Genomic DNA, 17,578 nt, shown 5'->3' on the forward strand with positions numbered 1-17,578 from the left:
GTGCCCCGGTGCGTGGGGTACGCACCGTTTTTGCCTGCCCGCCTAGCTGGGGGCGACCGCAAAACGGGGTGGGCGGTGCATCCACGCATTCTCGCCGGGAGCCTCGGGGCGAAAACCGTGGGCGCGATACCAGGCGGCAAGCCTGCCGGTGTCACTGCCAAATGCCGGGTGGGGTTCCAGCGCGATCTCCCAGCCGGCGGAATCGGCACGGCGACACAGAAGATCAAGGGCGCGATCCGCGAGACGCTGGCCACGCAGCGGATAGGGAACCTGGATGAGGTCAAGGATGACCTGATGCCCGTGTGGGCGCAGAAGAATTTGAATCTGCGGATTGATGTCGCGATGAATGCGCTCGCGAACCGCGTCGAGTGTGGCGGGGGTAGCGGTGGCGGGGCTAGCAGTAGGCGAGATAGCGGTGGAGCGCGTGGTGTTGTGGGATGTAGCGGTGCTGTGGGATGTAGCGGCGGAGGACGTTATGGCGGAGGAAATCGTGGCGGAGGGGGCGATCGGGATGTCGGGTTCGGGCAGGGCGAGCATCCCCGCGCGGCGCGCGGGGAAGGAGGAGTCGGTCACGGGGGTCCTTCGTTTTGGTGCGGATGCCGCACACGCAAAAACGCCCGGATCTGCCCGGGCGCTCCCCATACCCTAGCAGGGCCGCCGATCCCCCTCGCTGACGACGTCGGTCAACGCGGTGTGCCCGCCTCGCCGAACGCGAGACGGGCACACCGGAAACAACCGCTACTGGTGATAGGAAGACAGGAAGTTTCCCAGTCGCTCCAGCGCCACCTCAAGGTCGCCCACACCCGGCAGCGTCACCACGCGGAAGTGGTCGTGTCGCGGATAGTGGAACCCGGTGCCCTGAACCACGAGGATGTGCTCCTTGAGCAGGAGGTCCTGCACAAACTTCTCATCATCGTGAATCTCGTGCACCTCGGGGTCCAGCCGCGGGAACGCGTAGAGTGCACCCTGCGGAGCAACCACCGAGACACCGGGAATCGCGTTGAGCATATCCACGGCCACGCGGCGCTGCTCATACAGTCGGCCGCCGGGCTTGAGCATCGGATCGATACTCTGATAGCCGCCCAGCGCGGCCTGAATCGCAAACTGCGCGGGCACGTTTGCACACAGACGCATGCTCGACAGCAGCGAGATTCCCTCGATGAAGGACGCGGCGCGATCGCGCGGCCCGGTGATGATGACCCAGCCCGAGCGGTAGCCGGCGATCCGATAGGTCTTGGACAGACCGTTGAAGGTCAGGCAGAGCACATCGTGGGCGAGGGTCGCGATGGAGATGTGCTCGGCCTCATCGTAGAGGATCCGGTCATAAATCTCATCGGCGAAGATGACCAGGTCGTGCCGACGAGCGACGTCCGCGAGCTTGGTCAGCACCTCCTTGGAGTACACGGCACCGGTGGGGTTATTGGGGTTGATGACCACGATGCCACGGGTGCGGTCGGTGATCTTCGCCTCGATATCGGCGATATCGGGCTCCCAGTTCTGCTCCTCGATGGCGTTGTAGTGCACCACGTTACCGCCGGCGAGGGTGGCCGAGGCCGTCCACAGCGGGTAGTCCGGCGAGGGAATCAGCAGTTCGTCCCCGGGGTTCAGGAACGCCTGCAGGGTCATGGTGATCAGCTCGGAGACGCCGTTACCCAGGTAGATGTCATTGACATCAAACGCGGGGAAGTTCTCGCGCACCTGATAGTGGTTGAAGATTGCCCGGCGGGCCGAGAGAATGCCGCGGGAATCGGAGTATCCACTCGCGGCGGGCAGGGTGGCGATCATGTCGCGCACGATCGCGCTCGGCGCCTCGAACCCGAACGGTGCGGGGTTGCCGATGTTCAACCGCAGGATCTTGTGTCCGTCGGCCTCCAGTCGGGCGGCGTGCTCATGCACCGGGCCGCGGATATCGTAGAGGACGTTTGCCAGCTTGGCGGATTGCAGGATGGGACGCGGCTTGCGCGTCGACTTTTCTGGATCAGACACACTGCCACTATACGCCCGTACAATGCGGCGACGCCGAATCGGGAACAGTTTCGTGTCGAAAACGATATGCCCAATCCGGCGTCGCGAATTGTATGGTGGCGCGGGCCTATCCGGCCGGACGGCCCACGTTCGGAACCAGGTTGCGGGTCCGGACCGGAACCAGCTGGACCTTCTTCCCAGGCTCGGGTGCCTCGATCATCTGGTTGTTACCCACGTAGATGGACATGTGATACATGGTCTGGCTATTCGTGTTGCCACCCTGCGAGTAGAACAGCAGGTCGCCGGGGACCAGCCCGCTGGAGCGCGGAACCAGTCGTCCCACCGCGGTCATCTGGCGGTACTGCGCCCCCACGGTGTGGTATCCGATGTTGATGCCCGCCTGGCGGTAGGCGATCATGGTCAAGCCCGAGCAGTCCCACACGTCGGGACCCTCACCGGCGAAGACATACCACTTGCCCAGCTGGGCATAGGCAAAGTTGACGGCGCTGGTCGCGGCGGCGGCCGGTCCCACCGGGGCGCCTCCCCCGCCACCGGCGGGCGGGGTGGTGACCGGAGGCGTGGTGACCGGCGGGGTGGTGTTGCCGCCACCCGAGTTACCGCCACCCGAGTTGCCACCACCGGTGTGTCCGCCGCCGGTTGCCGGCGGACGGGTCACGGGCGGGGTGGTGACCGGCGGGTGTGCGGCTGCGGCAGCCGCGGCCGCATCACGGGCTGCCTTTTCGGCGGCCGCACGGTCCCGGGCCGCCTGCTCGGCCTGAGCCTTCAGCGCGGCCGCCTGAGCCTGGGCCGCAGCGTAGGCGCTATCCAGGCTTGCACTCCGGTCCTGCAGGAACGCGAGCTGGGCGTTCAGCGTGGCCGATTCGACCTGCGCGTTATCCACCGCGGCCTGAGCGGCGTTGGCGCGATCATTGGCGGTTTTGAAGGCGGCGTCGGCCTCCTTCTGCGCGGTAACGTTTTCGGCCTGGGCAGCCTTGGTCTGGTCTTCCAGCGTGGTCACCAGGTTGCTGGTCTGCTTGGCGCGGTCGAGCAGGGCGGCCTGGCCGCTGGAGAGCTTTTCCATCGTGCCGAGCTCGTACAGCAGGTCGCTGCCGTCGGTCTTGCCGCCGGAGAGCAGGGCCGCGCTGACACCGGTGCCGCCGCCGGCGCGGGCAAACTGAGCGATGATCGAGCCGAGCGCCTTGCGCGCATTCTCATCATCGGACTTGGCGGCTTCCAGGCGGGCGTGCAGGTCATCCAGGCGCTGCTGGGTCTCGGTGACCTTCTGGCGGGCAACCTGAAGCTTCTCGGCAGCCTGCTGGGTGGCGACATCGGCCGCATCCGAGGCGTCGCTGAGCTGCTGAATCGTGGTCTGGATCGCGGCTGCCTGAGCCTGCGACTTGGCGACATCGTCCCGCGCGGCGGCCACGTCTTCCCAAGACGGCGCCGTGGGTGTGCCGGGATCGGCGAGGGCGGGGGCGGCAAAGCCCACACCGCCCAGGGTGAGCGCGAAAGTCAACGAGATGACCGCGCAGCGTTTGGAAAAGCGCATAACCGTGTTTCACTCCCCGTAGGTCCATGATGGCCATCCGCTAGGCGGAGGCCACCCCGTCACATCGCTCCGGTGAGTGGAGGGGTGTAAACGGAACGCGGCGGGTGCGCCGCTTGGTCAGGCTAACACCGTTTTTGCGACACGACCATACCGGATTCTCAAATTTCCCCACCGCGCGCGTCGCCCGTGTCGGAGCCGCGGCTCCCCTTAGCTATCCCTCGGCGACGGGGAGCGGGATGGTGAAATCGCCGGTCAGTGCCGAAATGAGCAGTCGGGCCAGGCGCGCCAGCTCGTCGGCTCGTTCGGGGGCACCAGCCAGGTGGGCGGTGGCGCGGAGGATCAGCGGGAAGTCACGATCCGACACATCCGCGCGAATCACGCCGGCCTCGCGGGCGGCATCGAACAGTTCGGTAATCCCCGCGCGAATCAGCTCGTGTTCGTCGCGGAAGATCCGGGGGTTCTCGAACCCGTCCAGGAGCACATCCGAGAAGCCTCGATCGGCGGACTGGAGCTCGATCGTGTAGTGCACAAACGCCCGGAAGGCGCGGGCGGCATCGCGGTCGGCGAAGTTTACGGCGTCGCTGGCGATCGTCACGAAGTGCTCCAGCTGCTCGCTGTAGAGCGCGATGATCAGGTCGTCGCGGGTGGGAAAGCGGCGATAGAGGGTGCCGATGCCCACCTCGGCACGACGGGCGACATCCTCAAGCGATCCCCCGATGCCGTGCTCGGCGAACAGTTCCCCGGCCACGGTCAACAGAATTGCGCGGTTGCGTTCGGCGTCGGCGCGGAGGGGTTTCGGGGTAGAGTCGCTCATAGTGTGATGATATCGCACGGCGGATCCGGTCCTCCGATTATCCGACTGTCACACCCGCGAGGCACACGGTTTCACTGGCCAGCCGCTGCAGCGCGAACACGTTCGCCCGGGCGCGTCCCGGATGCACGCGGTTGGTGAGCAGCGCCACGGCGCTCTCGTGCACCGGGTCCACCACCAGCATCGTCCCGGTGAATCCGGTGTGCCCAAGTCCCGGCACCGCGCCCATAAACTCGGCATCGTGCACGCGAAAACCGACGGCCTGGCCGAAGGTGCCCGCGGGATTGGTCGCGTGGATCCGCGGGGTCGCCAGCAGCGAAACCGAGGCGGGCGAGAGCACCCGTCCACGCTCGCCGAGTCCGTCGGCCAGGATCATTCGACCCAGAGCAAGGGCATCGTCGGCGGGGCCAAACAGGCCCGAGTTCCCGCTAGGGCGGCCGAGGAAGAAGGACAGCTCATCGTGCACGCTCCCCCGCACCAGTCCGCGGCCGGGCTGCTCCTCGGTGGCCACGGCGACGCTGGGGTCGATCGGGTGGTAGCCGGTGTTCCGCGTGCCCAGCGGTTCTAGGACTCGGGTGCGCATCAGGGTGGGCAGGTCTTCCCCGCTCACCGTTTCCAGGATGCGTCCAAGAATGTTGTACCCGATGCACGAGTACTCGTGACCCTCCCCCGGCGCGCGCACCGGAGCGGTCCCCAGAACGTGGGCCCAGAGCGCGTCGGCACCCGGGTTCTGCTCCCAGAACCGGGTATTGGCGGGGAGGCCCGAGTCGTGGGCCAGGAGGTTCATCAGGGTGATCCGGCGGGCGTCGGGATGCAGCGCATCACCGAGGACCTCACCGATTGGGGCGTCCGGATCCACCAGCCCGGATTCCACCACGCTGAGCGCCGCCACCGACACAAAGAGCTTGGAGAGCGAGGCGAAGTCGAACCGGTGCTCGGCGGTGAGCGGTCGGGAGATCTCGGGGCCGAACTCCTCCAGGGCCGTGCGGCCGTGCAGGAAATCTACGCGCTCCCCGGCGGGGGTGAGCCCGGCCAGGGCGAGGGCCGAACCGGGGATGCGGCCCGCGACGCCCACGCTGGCGGGGTCACGCACCAGGGATTCCAGCGTGTGGGTGATCTCGACTGCGCGGGTGGCGGTGGTGTCGGACGGATTCATTGTGTGCTCCTTACCTCGGCCGCGGGCCCTGGACACTCGTGATGCGGGCCCGGATGACCGGTGTGCCCAGCCTATCCCCGACCCGATTCCCCCGTCGGCATGCGCGCGCGTGCGCATGCCGGCGGAGCACAATAAACCGCCCGCTCCGGCACGGGTTTGCATACGGACTGTCGGGGCACACAAACCGCCCGCTCCGACACCGGTCTGCATACGGACTGTCGGGGCACAATAAACCGCCCGCTCCGACAGGGGTCGGAGCGGGCGGGGTCCACGCCGGCGGTGATTCGGGACCCATGACGACCACGGATCACCACCGGCGGTGGTTCTAGGGGGTGCGCCGGGAGGCTGCACCATTCATTCGCCGCCGAAGCGCCAGGCCTCCACCGGCCAGGAGTGCGCCGATGGCGGCGATCAGCGGCCACCCCTCGGCGCCGGTGCGTACCAGGGTGCCGGGGCCGGCGGCCGCGGGCGGACCTGCCACCGGAGGCTGCTCGGAGGGTGTGGGCGCGGACGGGGTCGGCGTGGGGCTGACCGGCGGGCCATCGATTCGGCTCTCCCCTGCCAGGGTCAGCCGCACATCGAATGCCACCGAGACCGCCTGCTCGTCGGCCACCGGATAGTTGCCGGTCACCGCAGCCTCGGGCAGATCGTAGTCAAGGTCGACCGTGGCGGTACCGCCGGGCTGCACGCGGGTGATCAGGATCGTGGTGTCCGTGCCGAAGCGGTCGATCACCGGGAGGCTGTTCACGGTGAAGTCCCGGTAGTACTCGTCCGCGGGGTTGCCGGTGAGTCGTACGTTGACAATCTTGGCGGTGAGGACCGCGGCGGTTTCGCCCTGGTTGCGCACCACGAAGGAGCGCGAGTCGGCGTCTCCGGGCACCACCCGCGGGGTTACAAACACCGGGCGGTCGAGCTCCGCGGCGAACCCCGAGTGTCCGTCCCAGGCGAGCCCAATCTCGTCGGCGGCGTGTGCGCCAAGGGCGGGCCCCGCAACCGTCAGGGCGAGGGCGCCCGCGACGGCGGCAACGGTGATCCGTTTCATGGTGTGTTCCTTTCGGTGGCGCCGCGGGGACGACGCACAATGGTGAAGACTGCGTAGCCGACCAGTCCCAGGCCGACGAGGGTGATGAGGGGGCCGCGGATGTTGCCGCCCACCAGGTTGGTGACCCAGCCCACATACGGGACCGTGTAGAGCACGCGTCCGCGGACCTGATCGGCACCGATTTCCGGGTCATCGGCACCGTTGGCATCCCCGCGGGTGACCAGACGCACACCCGAGTCCCCCGCGCTCATCGAGCGAATGCGGTGGGTGATCAGGGTGGGATCGTTGGAGATCGGTTGGAAGGTGACCACGTCGCCCACGCTCAGCTGGGACGCCTCGACCGGGGCCGACACCACGATGTCGCCGGGGCGGATGGTGGGTTGCATCGACCCGGTCAGGACCGTGAGCGGCACCGCCCCGATCACCAGCGGAACCACGGTGACCGCGGCGCTGACCAGGACCAGCAGCGCGAGCAGCACGGCCCCGGCCCCCCGCCTGACCCCGAACCAGAATCCGCGCGGGGGCGTGGGAGTCCCGGTCTGGGATGCCCGACGGCCGCGCCGGGTCGAGGACCCAGACCCATTCGCGAGCCCGGACTCATTCGAGGACCCAGACTCACTCGCGAGCCCGGACTCATTCGAGGACCCGGACGCGCTCCCAGGCTCGAGGCTGTCCGGCGAGGTGTCGGGGCGCTCCGTGCCCGGCTCGGTGGGGGTGATCAGGATGGACATGATGGGCTATCCGGCGAACCGACCGCGGAAGGTCTCGAAACCGAAGTCCAGGGCAAAGCTCGCCTGGAACGCCCGGGTGTCGTAGCCGAGGCCGATCGACCAGCGATCCTCCCCCGAAACACTCACCCGGGCACCGGTCTCGGGATTGGTGTAGGTGCCGCTCGCGGATCCGATGTTGGTATAGGTGGTGTTCAGGGCCACCGGACGGCTCAGGCGCAGGCACAGGAACTCGTGTTCCGGGGTGTCCCAACCCGCCGTGCTGTAGGCCGAGGAAACCAGCTCGCGCGCGGGAATCCGCGCGGCCGCCAGCGCCCCCTCATAGAGGGTGCCGGCATCGGCGTTGAGGGCCGGGGCACAGCCCTCGGCCGTGCTTGCCCGGACGATGCGCACGCGCGCACCATCCACCAGGGTGGTGTCACCGCCGGTGACGTGGGCACCGCGCAGTGCATAGGCGAGCCCGCGGTTGCCCTGCGACTGGCCATCCACCCGGATCACCGCGTCGGCGAAGTTCTTGGTTTGCAGGGCGGTGATCGGGTTCCCGCCGGGCGCCGAGCTGGCCGACCAGGTGACGTTCGCCTGCGGGCTTGCCGCGCGGTCCATCTGCGCGGGGGTTGCCCCGGGGTTGCCGACGGCGAATCCCGCATAGCCGATGGTCACGGCATCGTGCACGGCGGTCTGCTGCGACCAGAGGGCCCAGGTCGCGGCGCCGGCGGTGCCGAGCGTGGCGCCGAGAGCCAGCGCGGTGGCGGCGGCAAGGGTGCGTTTCATGGGTCAGGGCCTTTCAAAACTGAGGAGAGTACTGCGATGGGGTGGGCAGGGGGTGCGCCCACCCCACCGAGGGTGGAACTAGCCGCGGGTGCTCTGCTCGAGCGAGAAGTTGACGTTACCCAGGACCGCCTGCGCGCTGGCGTAGGTCAGGTCGGTGGCGGTCTTATCGAAGGCGAGTTCGATCTTCACGGTGTAGGTGTCCGGGGTGGTGCCGGTGTTCTTGGGCACCTTGAGGGTGACCGGGGTACCCAGCGCGGTCTTAGCCGAGGGGGTGCCGCTCACCAGCGGAACGGCCTGGTTGTTCTTGTCCAGGACGATGTAGGTCGCGGTGAGCCCGCCGGTTCCGGCCTTGGCCACACCCTGCGCATCCAGGGCGCTGAGGGCGCTCGAGGTGACATTCAGGGTCGCGTTGAGGTTGTCACCGGTCAGGGTCACGTTGATGTCCTGGGTGCGGTTCAGGGTGTCCCCGGGAACGGTCTTGAACTTGGTGGCGTCGGGGATGGCAACCGGGGCGCCCACCACGTCGGTCGAGACGTCGGTCCAGACCGGAGCACCGGCCACGGCGACGTGCAGGTTACCGGTGTTGATCGTGCCGGCGTCGGCGTCGGTGGTGGAGCTCCAGAGGGCGAAGGTGCTACCGCCGGCCAGGAGCCCGAGGCCCAGAGCGCCGGCGACGATACCGCGAGTTGAGATCTTCATGATGATTCCTTTATGTGAGGTGGTGCGAAGGAGGAGTGTGACTACGGGGTGAGGGATCCTCGTGCCCAGCACGTCATGGACGCGCCGGCCGCAAGGAATCGGGTGCCATCGTCGCGGGTGTTCGCGGCGGGGCAGTTCACGGCGTTCGCCGCAAGCTTGTTATCGAGGACCGAGATGTTCTCGATCGGCAGGGCGCCGGTGTTGCTGACGCGGTAGGTCCACTGGACTTCGCTCCCCGAGGGCCGCGGGATCGAGGTGTCGATCACCGGGGACCCGATCGGTCCGGTGCCGGGGATGATCTCGGAGAGTTCCCATCCGGTCTTGACGATCGTCAGTCTAGGCACCGCGGCGTTGGTGAACTCGCAGTGCAGCGAGGTGTTGGCCGCGACCTTGATGGTGGCGTTCTCGGGGGTGAAGGTGCGGGTGCCGTCATCGCAGATCAGCGAGGCCCGCACAAATCCGTTCACCAGTCCGATCTCGCCGAGTGTGTATTCGCGGTCCGGGGCGATCGTGAAGGGAATCGCGGTGGACCGAGCGGATCCGGTCACGTGGGTGCCCCGCACGGGGCCGTCACCGGGCTTGGTGAGGGCCGACAGCGTCCAGTTACCCGGAACGGCATGGGTGTCCGTTCCATTCAGCACAACCTTGGACAGGGTCAGGGTCGCGGCCTCATTGGTCACCGTGCAGCGCAGCTTATCGCCCCATCCGACGGTGATCGAGCCGTTGCGCCCGTCGGCGATTCCGGTGAATCCGGAACCCGAATCGCGCTCACAGACCCAGGAGCCCACGGCACCGGGGACCAGGGTGGTTCCCGCGGCCACAACCGGGCGGTATTCGCTGGGTCCACCGCTCTCGGAGAGCACCACGGTGCCCGGGTTGACGGCGACGCTGATTCCGCTGATACCGGTACCACCGGGGGTGGCCTTCAGGGTGAAGTCGGAGGGCTGAGCGGTTCCGCCGCGCACCACCTTGTTCAGCTGGAGCGTGCTGGTGCACTCAAACCGGTTGGTGAGCTGAAAGGCGTTGTCGCCAACCACGAGCATGCGGGTTTCCAGACCATCAACGCCCAGCAGGCGGCAGCCCGAGGGGATCTGGGTGGGGGCGGGCTCGGCCAGGGTCACGCTCTGTCCGGCGGTGAATCCGGTCTGCTTGGTTCCGAAGTCGGTGCGGGCGGCCGCGCCGTTCAGCGTGTAGGACGCCGCCCCGAAGGGCTGACTACCGTGCGCGAAGTTCTGTCCGTTGACGATCCACTTCTTGGTGACCGTCACCGTCGCGGTGACCTCCTTATTCACGATCTGGCAGCTGATCGAGGTGTTGGCGATCGCGTCGACGGTGAAGCCCGTGTCGCCCACGTTAGTCACCGTGACGGCGGCCTTGGTGTCGGCGCGGGTACACACCGCGTTCTTGCCACCCTGCTGCTCCAGGACGTATCCGGGCTGCTGGGTTTCGGCGATGGTGATGGGGCGCGGGGTGCCGATCGGCAGGTTGTTGACCTTGAACGAGGCCACGCCGGTGGCACCGGTCACCGCGGAGGCGGGGGCGACGGAATTGGCCGCGGCGTTGGTCACGCTCATGGTCCAGCCCGAGGCCGGCGAGCCGGCCGGATTGGTGGCGGTTTTTACGGTCTTGCCCACGTTGATGGTGCCATCACACTGAGCGCCGGCCAGGGCCTTCAACTGTGCGTTCAGGGCGGTGTAATCGGCAACCTTCAGGAAGTCGGTGCCCTCGCGGGTTCCACTGATCGACTTAAGGTTCTCGATGTTGGCCTCGGTGAAGGCCGAACCGATGCCCAGTGCCATGACGGTGGTGCCCTTGGCCTTGAGCGCGTTGGCGCTAAATACGGCGGCCTCGATGTCGGCCACGGTGGTGTTGTTACCCACACCATTCACCGCTCCACCGGCGCTCAGCCGGTAGGTCGGGGCACCGTCGGTCAGGACCAGCACCAGATCCAGCGCCTCGGAACTCGAGGTGATCGCGCGCAGACCCGCATCCCAGTTGGTACCCGAATCGCTGGGCACGGTGAGCCCGCTGGCCTTGGTGCGGATCGGTGCGGCGGACTGGGTGGTGGCGAGGCTCACCATCGCCGAGTTGGTGTTGGAGGAACCGGCGGCCGGGGAGTTGGTACCGAACGTCCAGATGCCCAGGCGGGTCGGGGTGCCGGTCAGGGCATCCACGAATCCGGTGGTGGCGGTGCGCAGGGCGGCCTGGGAGCCGCTGAGCGAGGACGACAGGTCAACCAGCAGGCCGATGTTCAGCCCACACTTGGGGGCAAGCGACGGGTTGTCCTGGGAGGTCTGGAAGATTCCCGTGCTGTTCAGGGCCACACTCGAGTCGGAGGAGCCAACCGCCGGATACTTGGTGATCTGCCCCTGAGCGAAATCACCCGAGGAGGTTCGGAATGCATAGGGGGTGGTGACGGCGGTGTTCTGGGTGCCGGTGCGCGTCATCGTAATCGAGAACACACCCGCGGGGGTGTTCTGCAGGGCTACCCACGGAGCGTTGGAGTTACGCGGGAAGGTGAAGGTGGACGGCACCACGATTGCGCAGTTACCGTCGGCATCGGAGGTGCAGGTTGCCCAGGGGGCATACAGCGTATTGGAGGGTCCGCCGCTGTGGGTCACCAGGCGCAACCCCACACCCGGCTGCGGTCCAACCACACCACCGGCGGTACGGGTGCCACCAACCTGCACGTTGATCACGGCCTTGCTGCCGGGCGGCACCACTGTCGGTGCCGCCAACGGGGTGACAACGCCCGCATCCGCCACCAGAGACTCCCCGGCGAGGGGTGCCCGGGCGGACTCGACGGTTGCCTCGGCACCGGTTTCGGCCGGAGCCTCGGGAGCGGTAGTGCTCGCGGTCCCGGGTGTCGGTGCCGCCGCGGGGGTGGTCGATTCGGCGGGTCGAGTCGGCTTGACGGCCGGGGCCTCGGTTCCGATCTGAGGGGCGGGGGCCTGCGCCGGGGCATCATCCACCGCGCGAATGTTCTCATTGGCGGTGACCGCGCGTGCCGCCTCGGAGGGGGCAGCCTCGGGGCTTGCCGCGCCGCTGGCCGCGTAGGCGCTCAGTGAGGCACCACCCACGATCAGCGCGAGCGCCACCGTGGCGGCCGTCGCAATCCTGAAATTCCTGTTCTTCACCGAACGTTCCTTTTGACTCATGTGTGCAAGGGGGCGCACAACTAGGAACAATCTAGAAAGCGATAATTTGTAGTGCTATGCGTATCGCTACGTGTTTTGTTCAGGGAGACCTCAGAAAACTACGTAGGTGGGCCGCAAACCTACGCATTAACGGCGCAAAAACTACGTGCCCCGCCCGCGTAGACCCCCGTTGGAGGCGCCTGTCCTACGCAAAAAGACCGGCGTGCACCCATCTGGGTGCACGCCGGTCAATGTCGTGGGGACGCACGGTACCTATGCGGTGTCCCCGATGAAGCCCAGGTTCGCGTCGAGAAGGCGTTCGCGCGAGCCCAGCCCCAGTTTGAGCAGAACCCGCTGGACGTGGCCCTCGACCGTGCGGTCCGAGAGCGAGAGCGCCCGGGCGATCTCCCGGCTGGTGAGTCCACGCGCGACCAGGCGCGCCACCTCACGCTCGCGATCGGAGAGCACGGTGGCCTCCCGCATGGCGTTGAGCATCGGATCCAACGCCCGGGCACTCGGGGACAGCAGGGAAAGAGCGTCCAGAGCCCGTCGATGCAGCGCGCGTTCGGGACCCACGCGCAGGGCCAGGAACGCGCTGGTCAGGGCGCGGGCGGCGATGTAGTGCTGAGCACACTCGATCGCGATCTCCGCGGCATACACGAAGTCGCAGGCGAGTCCGGTGCGCAGCGCCTGAGCCAACGCACGGGCGGCTCGACCCATCCGATCGGTGACGCCCTCGGTGATCTCCGTCATCTCGCCCAGGCACTCGCGGTCCCCCAGATCCATCAGAAGCAGGAGGATCTGCACGCGGGCGGGATAGTGCCCCTGCTCCCCGGCTTCTCGGGCAAGAGCGCGCAACTCATCAAGCCCGAGACTCGGGTCCACCAGATACCGCGCATAGGCCGCGTATGCGCGCGTGAGGGTGTCGGTAAGGGGCGTTCCCCCGTATTCAACGGTGCCGTACTCGGCCAGGTAGGTGGCGGCTAGGTCCAGATCCTGACAGACCACCGCGGTGAACGCGGCGGTGGCCAGGACCAGCGGGCGTAGGCGCTCGGGGTCACTCTCACGGGCCAGGACAACCGCCGCCTGGGAGTGTCGCGCCCCGGCCTCAAAGTCACCCTCCTGCATGTTTTGCACCGCACGCAGCAGTTCGACGACAACTCCCTGCCGAACCATCCAGGCGTTTTGCTCCTCGGCCAGGCGTTCCAGGAGCCGATCCTGCCGCTCCCAGTCGGCGTACGAGCACTGCACCAGCGCGATGCGGGTAAAGAGGAAGCCCCCGTAGTTGGCCAACTCCGCCGTGTGCATGACCAGGTCGAGTGCGGATTCCAGCTGTTCTAGCGACCGCTCGAAGTCGCCGGTCACCGCCAGGATCTCCCCGGTGAGGGCGCCGATCAGCACGGTTTCGGCGCTGATTTTGCCCGATCGCTGCAGGAGCGGTTCCACCGCGGCGCGGGCGGCGCGATAGTCCCCACTGGTCATCAGGAAGGCGGGGGCCCGCATCGCCCAGGCATGCTGGGCCAGCACTCCGTGATAGTTGGTGCCCTCGGCCATCGTGGTCCATCGATCCAGCATGACCTCGATGCGGTCAAAGCCCTGTCCGGTGGTGACATAGATCTGTGCCAGCAGGGTCGCGATGCGCTGAATATCGTTCAACGAGCCGGGGCCGATGAAAATCTCATCGATGATCTGGAGCGCCGCCGCGGATTCACCCAGATAAAAGTGTGCCCGGGCGCGCTGTACCTGCATGGCCGTGGAGCGCGGGGTCTCTCGATCCAGGGCAACCGCGCGCAGCGCCAGTTCGGGCCGACCGACACGATTGGCCAGCGTGGCCAAAACACCGAGGGACTGGGTGTCCACCACCCCGCCACACTCGATTGTCCACTCGACATAGCGCAGGGTCGACTCGGGGAGCCGCGGCAACGGCAACCGGGAGAATACCCGCTGCCAGAGCGCGCGACTGGCCGAGGGTAACAGGGATTCGCGCAGCACCACGGCAATCAGGTTGGTGGGAATGCGCAGCAGCTCCTCCCCCGACTCATCCGACCCGTCCCGCTCGATGGGCACCAGCAGTTCGGCCGCCCGTAACGCGCGCACGGCGTCACCCCCGAAGATTTCACCCAGGAGGTTGGCGGGGATCGCGAAGGCCAGGGCCACCGCGCTCAGTGCGTCGGTTTCATCGGGGCCCAACTGGGCGAGCATCCCACGCAGCTGCCAGACACTCGCCGACCCCAGCCTCGGCTCATCCACAAGACGCCAGACGCCCTCGGTGGAGACCAGCGCCCCGGTGCGCACACTCTCGCGCAGCCCACCCTCAAGAATCTGCGGGGCGGCGCCCCCCATTCGGACAAAGCGGTCGGCCACCGCCCACGGGACGATGCCCCCGAGGCGGCTGTGCGCGAACGCGATGACGCCGTCGGTGCTGAGCGAGGTCATCGAGAATTCAACCAGCTGCCCCTCAAGTAGCAGCGCCCGCAGATCGCGCGGGATACGGGCGGCACCCGGTGCCAGGATCATCAGGTGAACCCAGGCCTCGATCGAAATTTGGGCGAGCAGGCCGGCGCTGGCGGAATCCAACAGCTCAACCTGCTCCACGATAATGACAAACGGCGCACCCTGTCGGCGCCGCTCGATCTCGCCGCGGAATCCCGAAAGCGCGGTGAGGGCGTCGGGATCTGGGGTATCCAGGATCGGTCCGAGGAAGGGAGCCAGGGCGCCGTAAGCCACATCGGACAGGCTGCGGTTTCCCACCACCCGCATGGTTTTTTCGATCCCCGCGGCGGCACAGGTTTCCCGCGCCAGATCCGGGAGGCCGATGGCACCGGGGGCAACCAGGCACACCCCGGCGCTCGCGGGCTCGCGCAGCACACTCACCGCGCGATCACGAATAATCACCGCATCGCGAACCTCGGCACCCTCCATCACATTGTTCATCCGGCACGACCTCGCAGCTGGGTCACCGCGGCGAGGGGCTGAGTGGCAGACCCGGGATCGATCGAGGTAACCCCGCGGCCCTCGACCGGGTAGGCGGCGAGCAATTCGGTGCGCGAGCGCACCCCCAGGCGACGGTACAGCCGCTGAACGTGTCCCTCGGCGGTGCGCGGGGAGATCCCCAGGATCGCGGCGATCTCCCGATTACGCAGACCATCCCGCAGCGCCGCAAACACGTGCCGCTCCCGCTCGGACAGCCCCTCGGGCTCGTTCTCGGGCACGGTGGTTTCGGATGTCGCCCCCACGGCCTCACCCGCACCGACATACACAAACGCACCCAGCCCGAGCATGTCGCTCAGCCGATTTCCCGCCCGCACGGCACCCGAGACATCGGGCCGGTCAAGGCCGATTTCAAACGCCGCACACGCGCGCGAGAGTGGACCCGAGCTGTGGCGCAGCGCCCGAGAAATAACGGTGCGGGCACGCCGAACACTCTCGGCGGCTGAGGCCAAGGTGCCCGGATCGGCACCCAGCAGGAGGCGAATCAGCCCGGCGGCGGGGAACACCTCATAGCCGAACTCGGCGCGCAGATGGTGGGCATCGGCCTGGGCGACGAGGGTGAGGATCGCCGCGGGCAGGTCGAGCCCCTCCGCATGGGCGCGGGTCATGATCGTCTCCCCCAAAAACACCAGCGGACGCGGCACACCCTGGAGATCAAATTCGATATCCGTGGAGGGCAGGGCGGCGGGATCGGCCAACAGCGGTTCCATCGCGCGCCCGAGTTCGGCCCCCTCCGCGGGATCTAACTGAGCAAAGAGTGCGCGGGCTGTCCGCATCGGACGCTCGGCCCGTTCGGTTCGTCCCTGGAGGAGCGCGAGGAACCCATCGACCAGCTCCCCCACCGCCGCATACGTGCTGCCTGCCTGCGGAAAACGCTCGCGCAGCACGGCGGCCAGGTGACGGCACTCGTCCCATTCCCCGCGCACCTGCAGCACCCGCCACATGGCCATCACCGACGTGTCGCGCAGCTCAAACCAGACCAGGTTGAGTGTGTCCGGGAACACTCGACGCGCGAGCGCGATCCCCTCATTCTGGAGACCCTGCACACACAGCGCCTCGGCCACCAGCATCAAACACACGTTGGTCATGGCCGGCGTCAGCCGAGAAAATCGCTTTTCCTCGGCGATTTCGCGCACCCGCTGCCAACGACCGCGATGGGAGGCGATCAGCATGTCGCAGTAGACCACGAGCGAGAGGGCCACCGCGTCGGTGGAGGCATGCTCACGCTGCCACCGGGTAAATGCCTCCAACAGCTGCTCGGATTGGGCAACCTGGGCCCGATCCTCCAGCGCATTCAGGATGTGCAGCGCGCGGGCCTGCGCGGCTTCGGCGCTCACCGTCGCGACCAGCGCCGCGCGACTGGCGAACTCCTCGGAGGCCTGGATGTTTCCCCGCTGGCGCGCATTTCCCGCGCGGATCAGAAACGTCTCCGCGGTGTCGGGACCCAGCTGGTCCAGCAGCAGATCGCTCAGATCGGGGCGCTGGTCGCCGGTGGCGGTAAATGCCGCCGCGTACAGTTCATCCCGCGTCACCCGCACGCCACCGCGGGTGGCACGCAGGATCGCGGCCGGGTGGAGGGTATCCTCCAGGGCGCGGACGCGCTGCCCATACTGCCGCCACAGATCCCGCACCAGATCGGGACTAAGTGAGCGCAGGAAGGACGCGTTCACGGTGCTTGAGGCCAGGCGATAGCGGGGCGGTTCCCCCTCGATAATGATCAGCCCGGCGCGTTCAAGCTGCTCCAGATTGGCGTGGGCCGCAATATCCATCAACCCGGCGATACTCAGCCGCTCAAACACCGCCAGCGCGTTGATCGCAAATCGTTCGTGTTCTCCCAGCAGCTCATAGACCCCGAGGAATGCGGTGTCCGTACGCGAACCGGATTCGCCCAGTGCCGCATCGCCGCTGAGCGACCATACGCCATCGCGAAACTGCAGTCCCTCCACCGCCAGGGCCTGCTCCACCAGCACCCGCAGGCGCACCGGGTTACCGGCGGCTGCCCGGGTCAGGCGTTCGGCAATCGGATAGGGCACGGTTCCCGGGAGCGCCGCCTCGAGAATCCTGTGTACGGTGCGGATGGACAGCGGACGAATCTCGACCGGCTCTACCATGCCGCCGGCGATCACCCCCATCAGGGATGCCTGGGTTTCCACCGGCCCACAGGTGATCAGTGCCGAGAACTCGCCCGCCCCCAGCAGGGTGGACAGCACGGCGGCGCTGGCCGAATCGAGCAGCTCAAAGTTCTGGATGTACAGCAGCACCGGTCGATCGGCCGAAATCTGACGGAGCCGCTCGTCCAGGCGACGCAGCACGCTCACCGGGGTATCGGCCGGACTCACGGTCCCCGACACCAGGTGTGCGATGGCCAGGTAGGGACTGTCGCTGCCGAAGGAGACCCCGCGGATCCGCAGAACCGAGTAGGGTTCGCCAAGCTCGGCGATGACCAGGCTGGAGATGGCGGTCTTGCCGCAGCCGGTGGGGCCCAGCAGGGCCAGGGCGCGGGGGTGGGAGGGGTCGCTAAAAGAGGTCAGGACTTCGGCCGCCTGGGGGGTCCAGTCGAATTGCAGCCGAGGCGGGGAAAGAGTTCGCATCGGGATCCTTCGGGTGTGCCACGCCCCTCGAGTCATGGGTATGGGGGGTGCGGCGTTCGGGTGCCCACGTCCGTAATTCTCGATCGGGTAGTCGAAAAAACGAAGGCTGCCTCCCACATTAGCGCGCGAAACAGGCCC

The 17,578-nt window shown here is 67.4% G+C and carries 12 protein-coding genes; all 12 read right to left on the minus strand.

Annotated features, from left to right (window positions below; translation table 11 throughout):
- Window positions 1-42: 42 nt before the first annotated feature.
- Entirely contained in the window at window positions 43-573 is a 531-nt protein-coding gene (locus C7C57_RS08225; RefSeq protein WP_187976063.1) for a hypothetical protein, read from the minus strand.
- 165 nt (window positions 574-738) lie between these two features.
- Complete coding sequence (locus tag C7C57_RS08230) at window positions 739-1,986, minus strand: pyridoxal phosphate-dependent aminotransferase (protein WP_030143541.1); 1,248 nt, start codon at window positions 1,984-1,986, stop codon at window positions 739-741.
- 106 nt (window positions 1,987-2,092) lie between these two features.
- Entirely contained in the window at window positions 2,093-3,514 is a 1,422-nt protein-coding gene (locus C7C57_RS08235; protein ID WP_187976064.1) for an NlpC/P60 family protein, read from the minus strand.
- Between the two features lie 211 nt (window positions 3,515-3,725).
- Window positions 3,726-4,328 (minus strand): TetR/AcrR family transcriptional regulator, encoded by a 603-nt coding sequence (locus C7C57_RS08240; protein WP_187976065.1) that lies wholly within the window; start codon window positions 4,326-4,328, stop codon window positions 3,726-3,728.
- Between the two features lie 37 nt (window positions 4,329-4,365).
- On the minus strand, window positions 4,366-5,481 hold the full coding sequence (locus C7C57_RS08245; RefSeq protein ID WP_187976066.1) for a serine hydrolase: 1,116 nt from the start codon (window positions 5,479-5,481) through the stop codon (window positions 4,366-4,368).
- A 325-nt stretch (window positions 5,482-5,806) separates the two neighbouring features.
- Window positions 5,807-6,523 carry an LPXTG cell wall anchor domain-containing protein gene (locus tag C7C57_RS08250; RefSeq protein ID WP_187976067.1) on the minus strand — a complete coding sequence of 239 codons (717 nt, stop codon included), beginning with the start codon at window positions 6,521-6,523 and terminating at the stop codon, window positions 5,807-5,809.
- A complete protein-coding gene (locus C7C57_RS08255) occupies window positions 6,520-7,254 on the minus strand; it encodes a signal peptidase I (RefSeq protein WP_187976068.1) in 735 nt (244 codons plus the stop codon). The genes C7C57_RS08250 and C7C57_RS08255 overlap by 4 nt, the downstream gene beginning before the upstream one ends.
- 6 nt (window positions 7,255-7,260) lie before the next feature.
- The gene (locus C7C57_RS08260) at window positions 7,261-8,022 is read right to left on the minus strand and encodes a hypothetical protein (protein ID WP_187976069.1); all 762 of its coding nucleotides are present in this window, start codon (window positions 8,020-8,022) and stop codon (window positions 7,261-7,263) included.
- 78 nt (window positions 8,023-8,100) lie between these two features.
- Window positions 8,101-8,721, minus strand: a complete 621-nt coding sequence (locus C7C57_RS08265) for an alternate-type signal peptide domain-containing protein (RefSeq protein ID WP_187976070.1) — start codon at window positions 8,719-8,721, stop codon at window positions 8,101-8,103.
- A 41-nt stretch (window positions 8,722-8,762) separates the two neighbouring features.
- Entirely contained in the window at window positions 8,763-11,858 is a 3,096-nt protein-coding gene (locus tag C7C57_RS08270; protein ID WP_187976071.1) for a vWA domain-containing protein, read from the minus strand.
- Window positions 11,859-12,131: 273 nt separating this feature from the next.
- Window positions 12,132-14,792: a LuxR C-terminal-related transcriptional regulator gene (locus tag C7C57_RS08275; protein ID WP_187976072.1), complete on the minus strand. Its 2,661-nt coding sequence runs from the start codon at window positions 14,790-14,792 to the stop codon at window positions 12,132-12,134.
- Window positions 14,789-17,440, minus strand: a complete 2,652-nt coding sequence (locus C7C57_RS08280; protein WP_187976073.1) for a LuxR C-terminal-related transcriptional regulator — start codon at window positions 17,438-17,440, stop codon at window positions 14,789-14,791. Before C7C57_RS08280 ends, C7C57_RS08275 begins: the two co-directional genes overlap by 4 nt.
- Window positions 17,441-17,578 lie beyond the last annotated feature (138 nt).

The sequence above is a fragment of the Mycetocola sp. JXN-3 genome, from assembly GCF_014522285.1.
Lineage (GTDB): Bacteria > Actinomycetota > Actinomycetes > Actinomycetales > Microbacteriaceae > Mycetocola > Mycetocola saprophilus.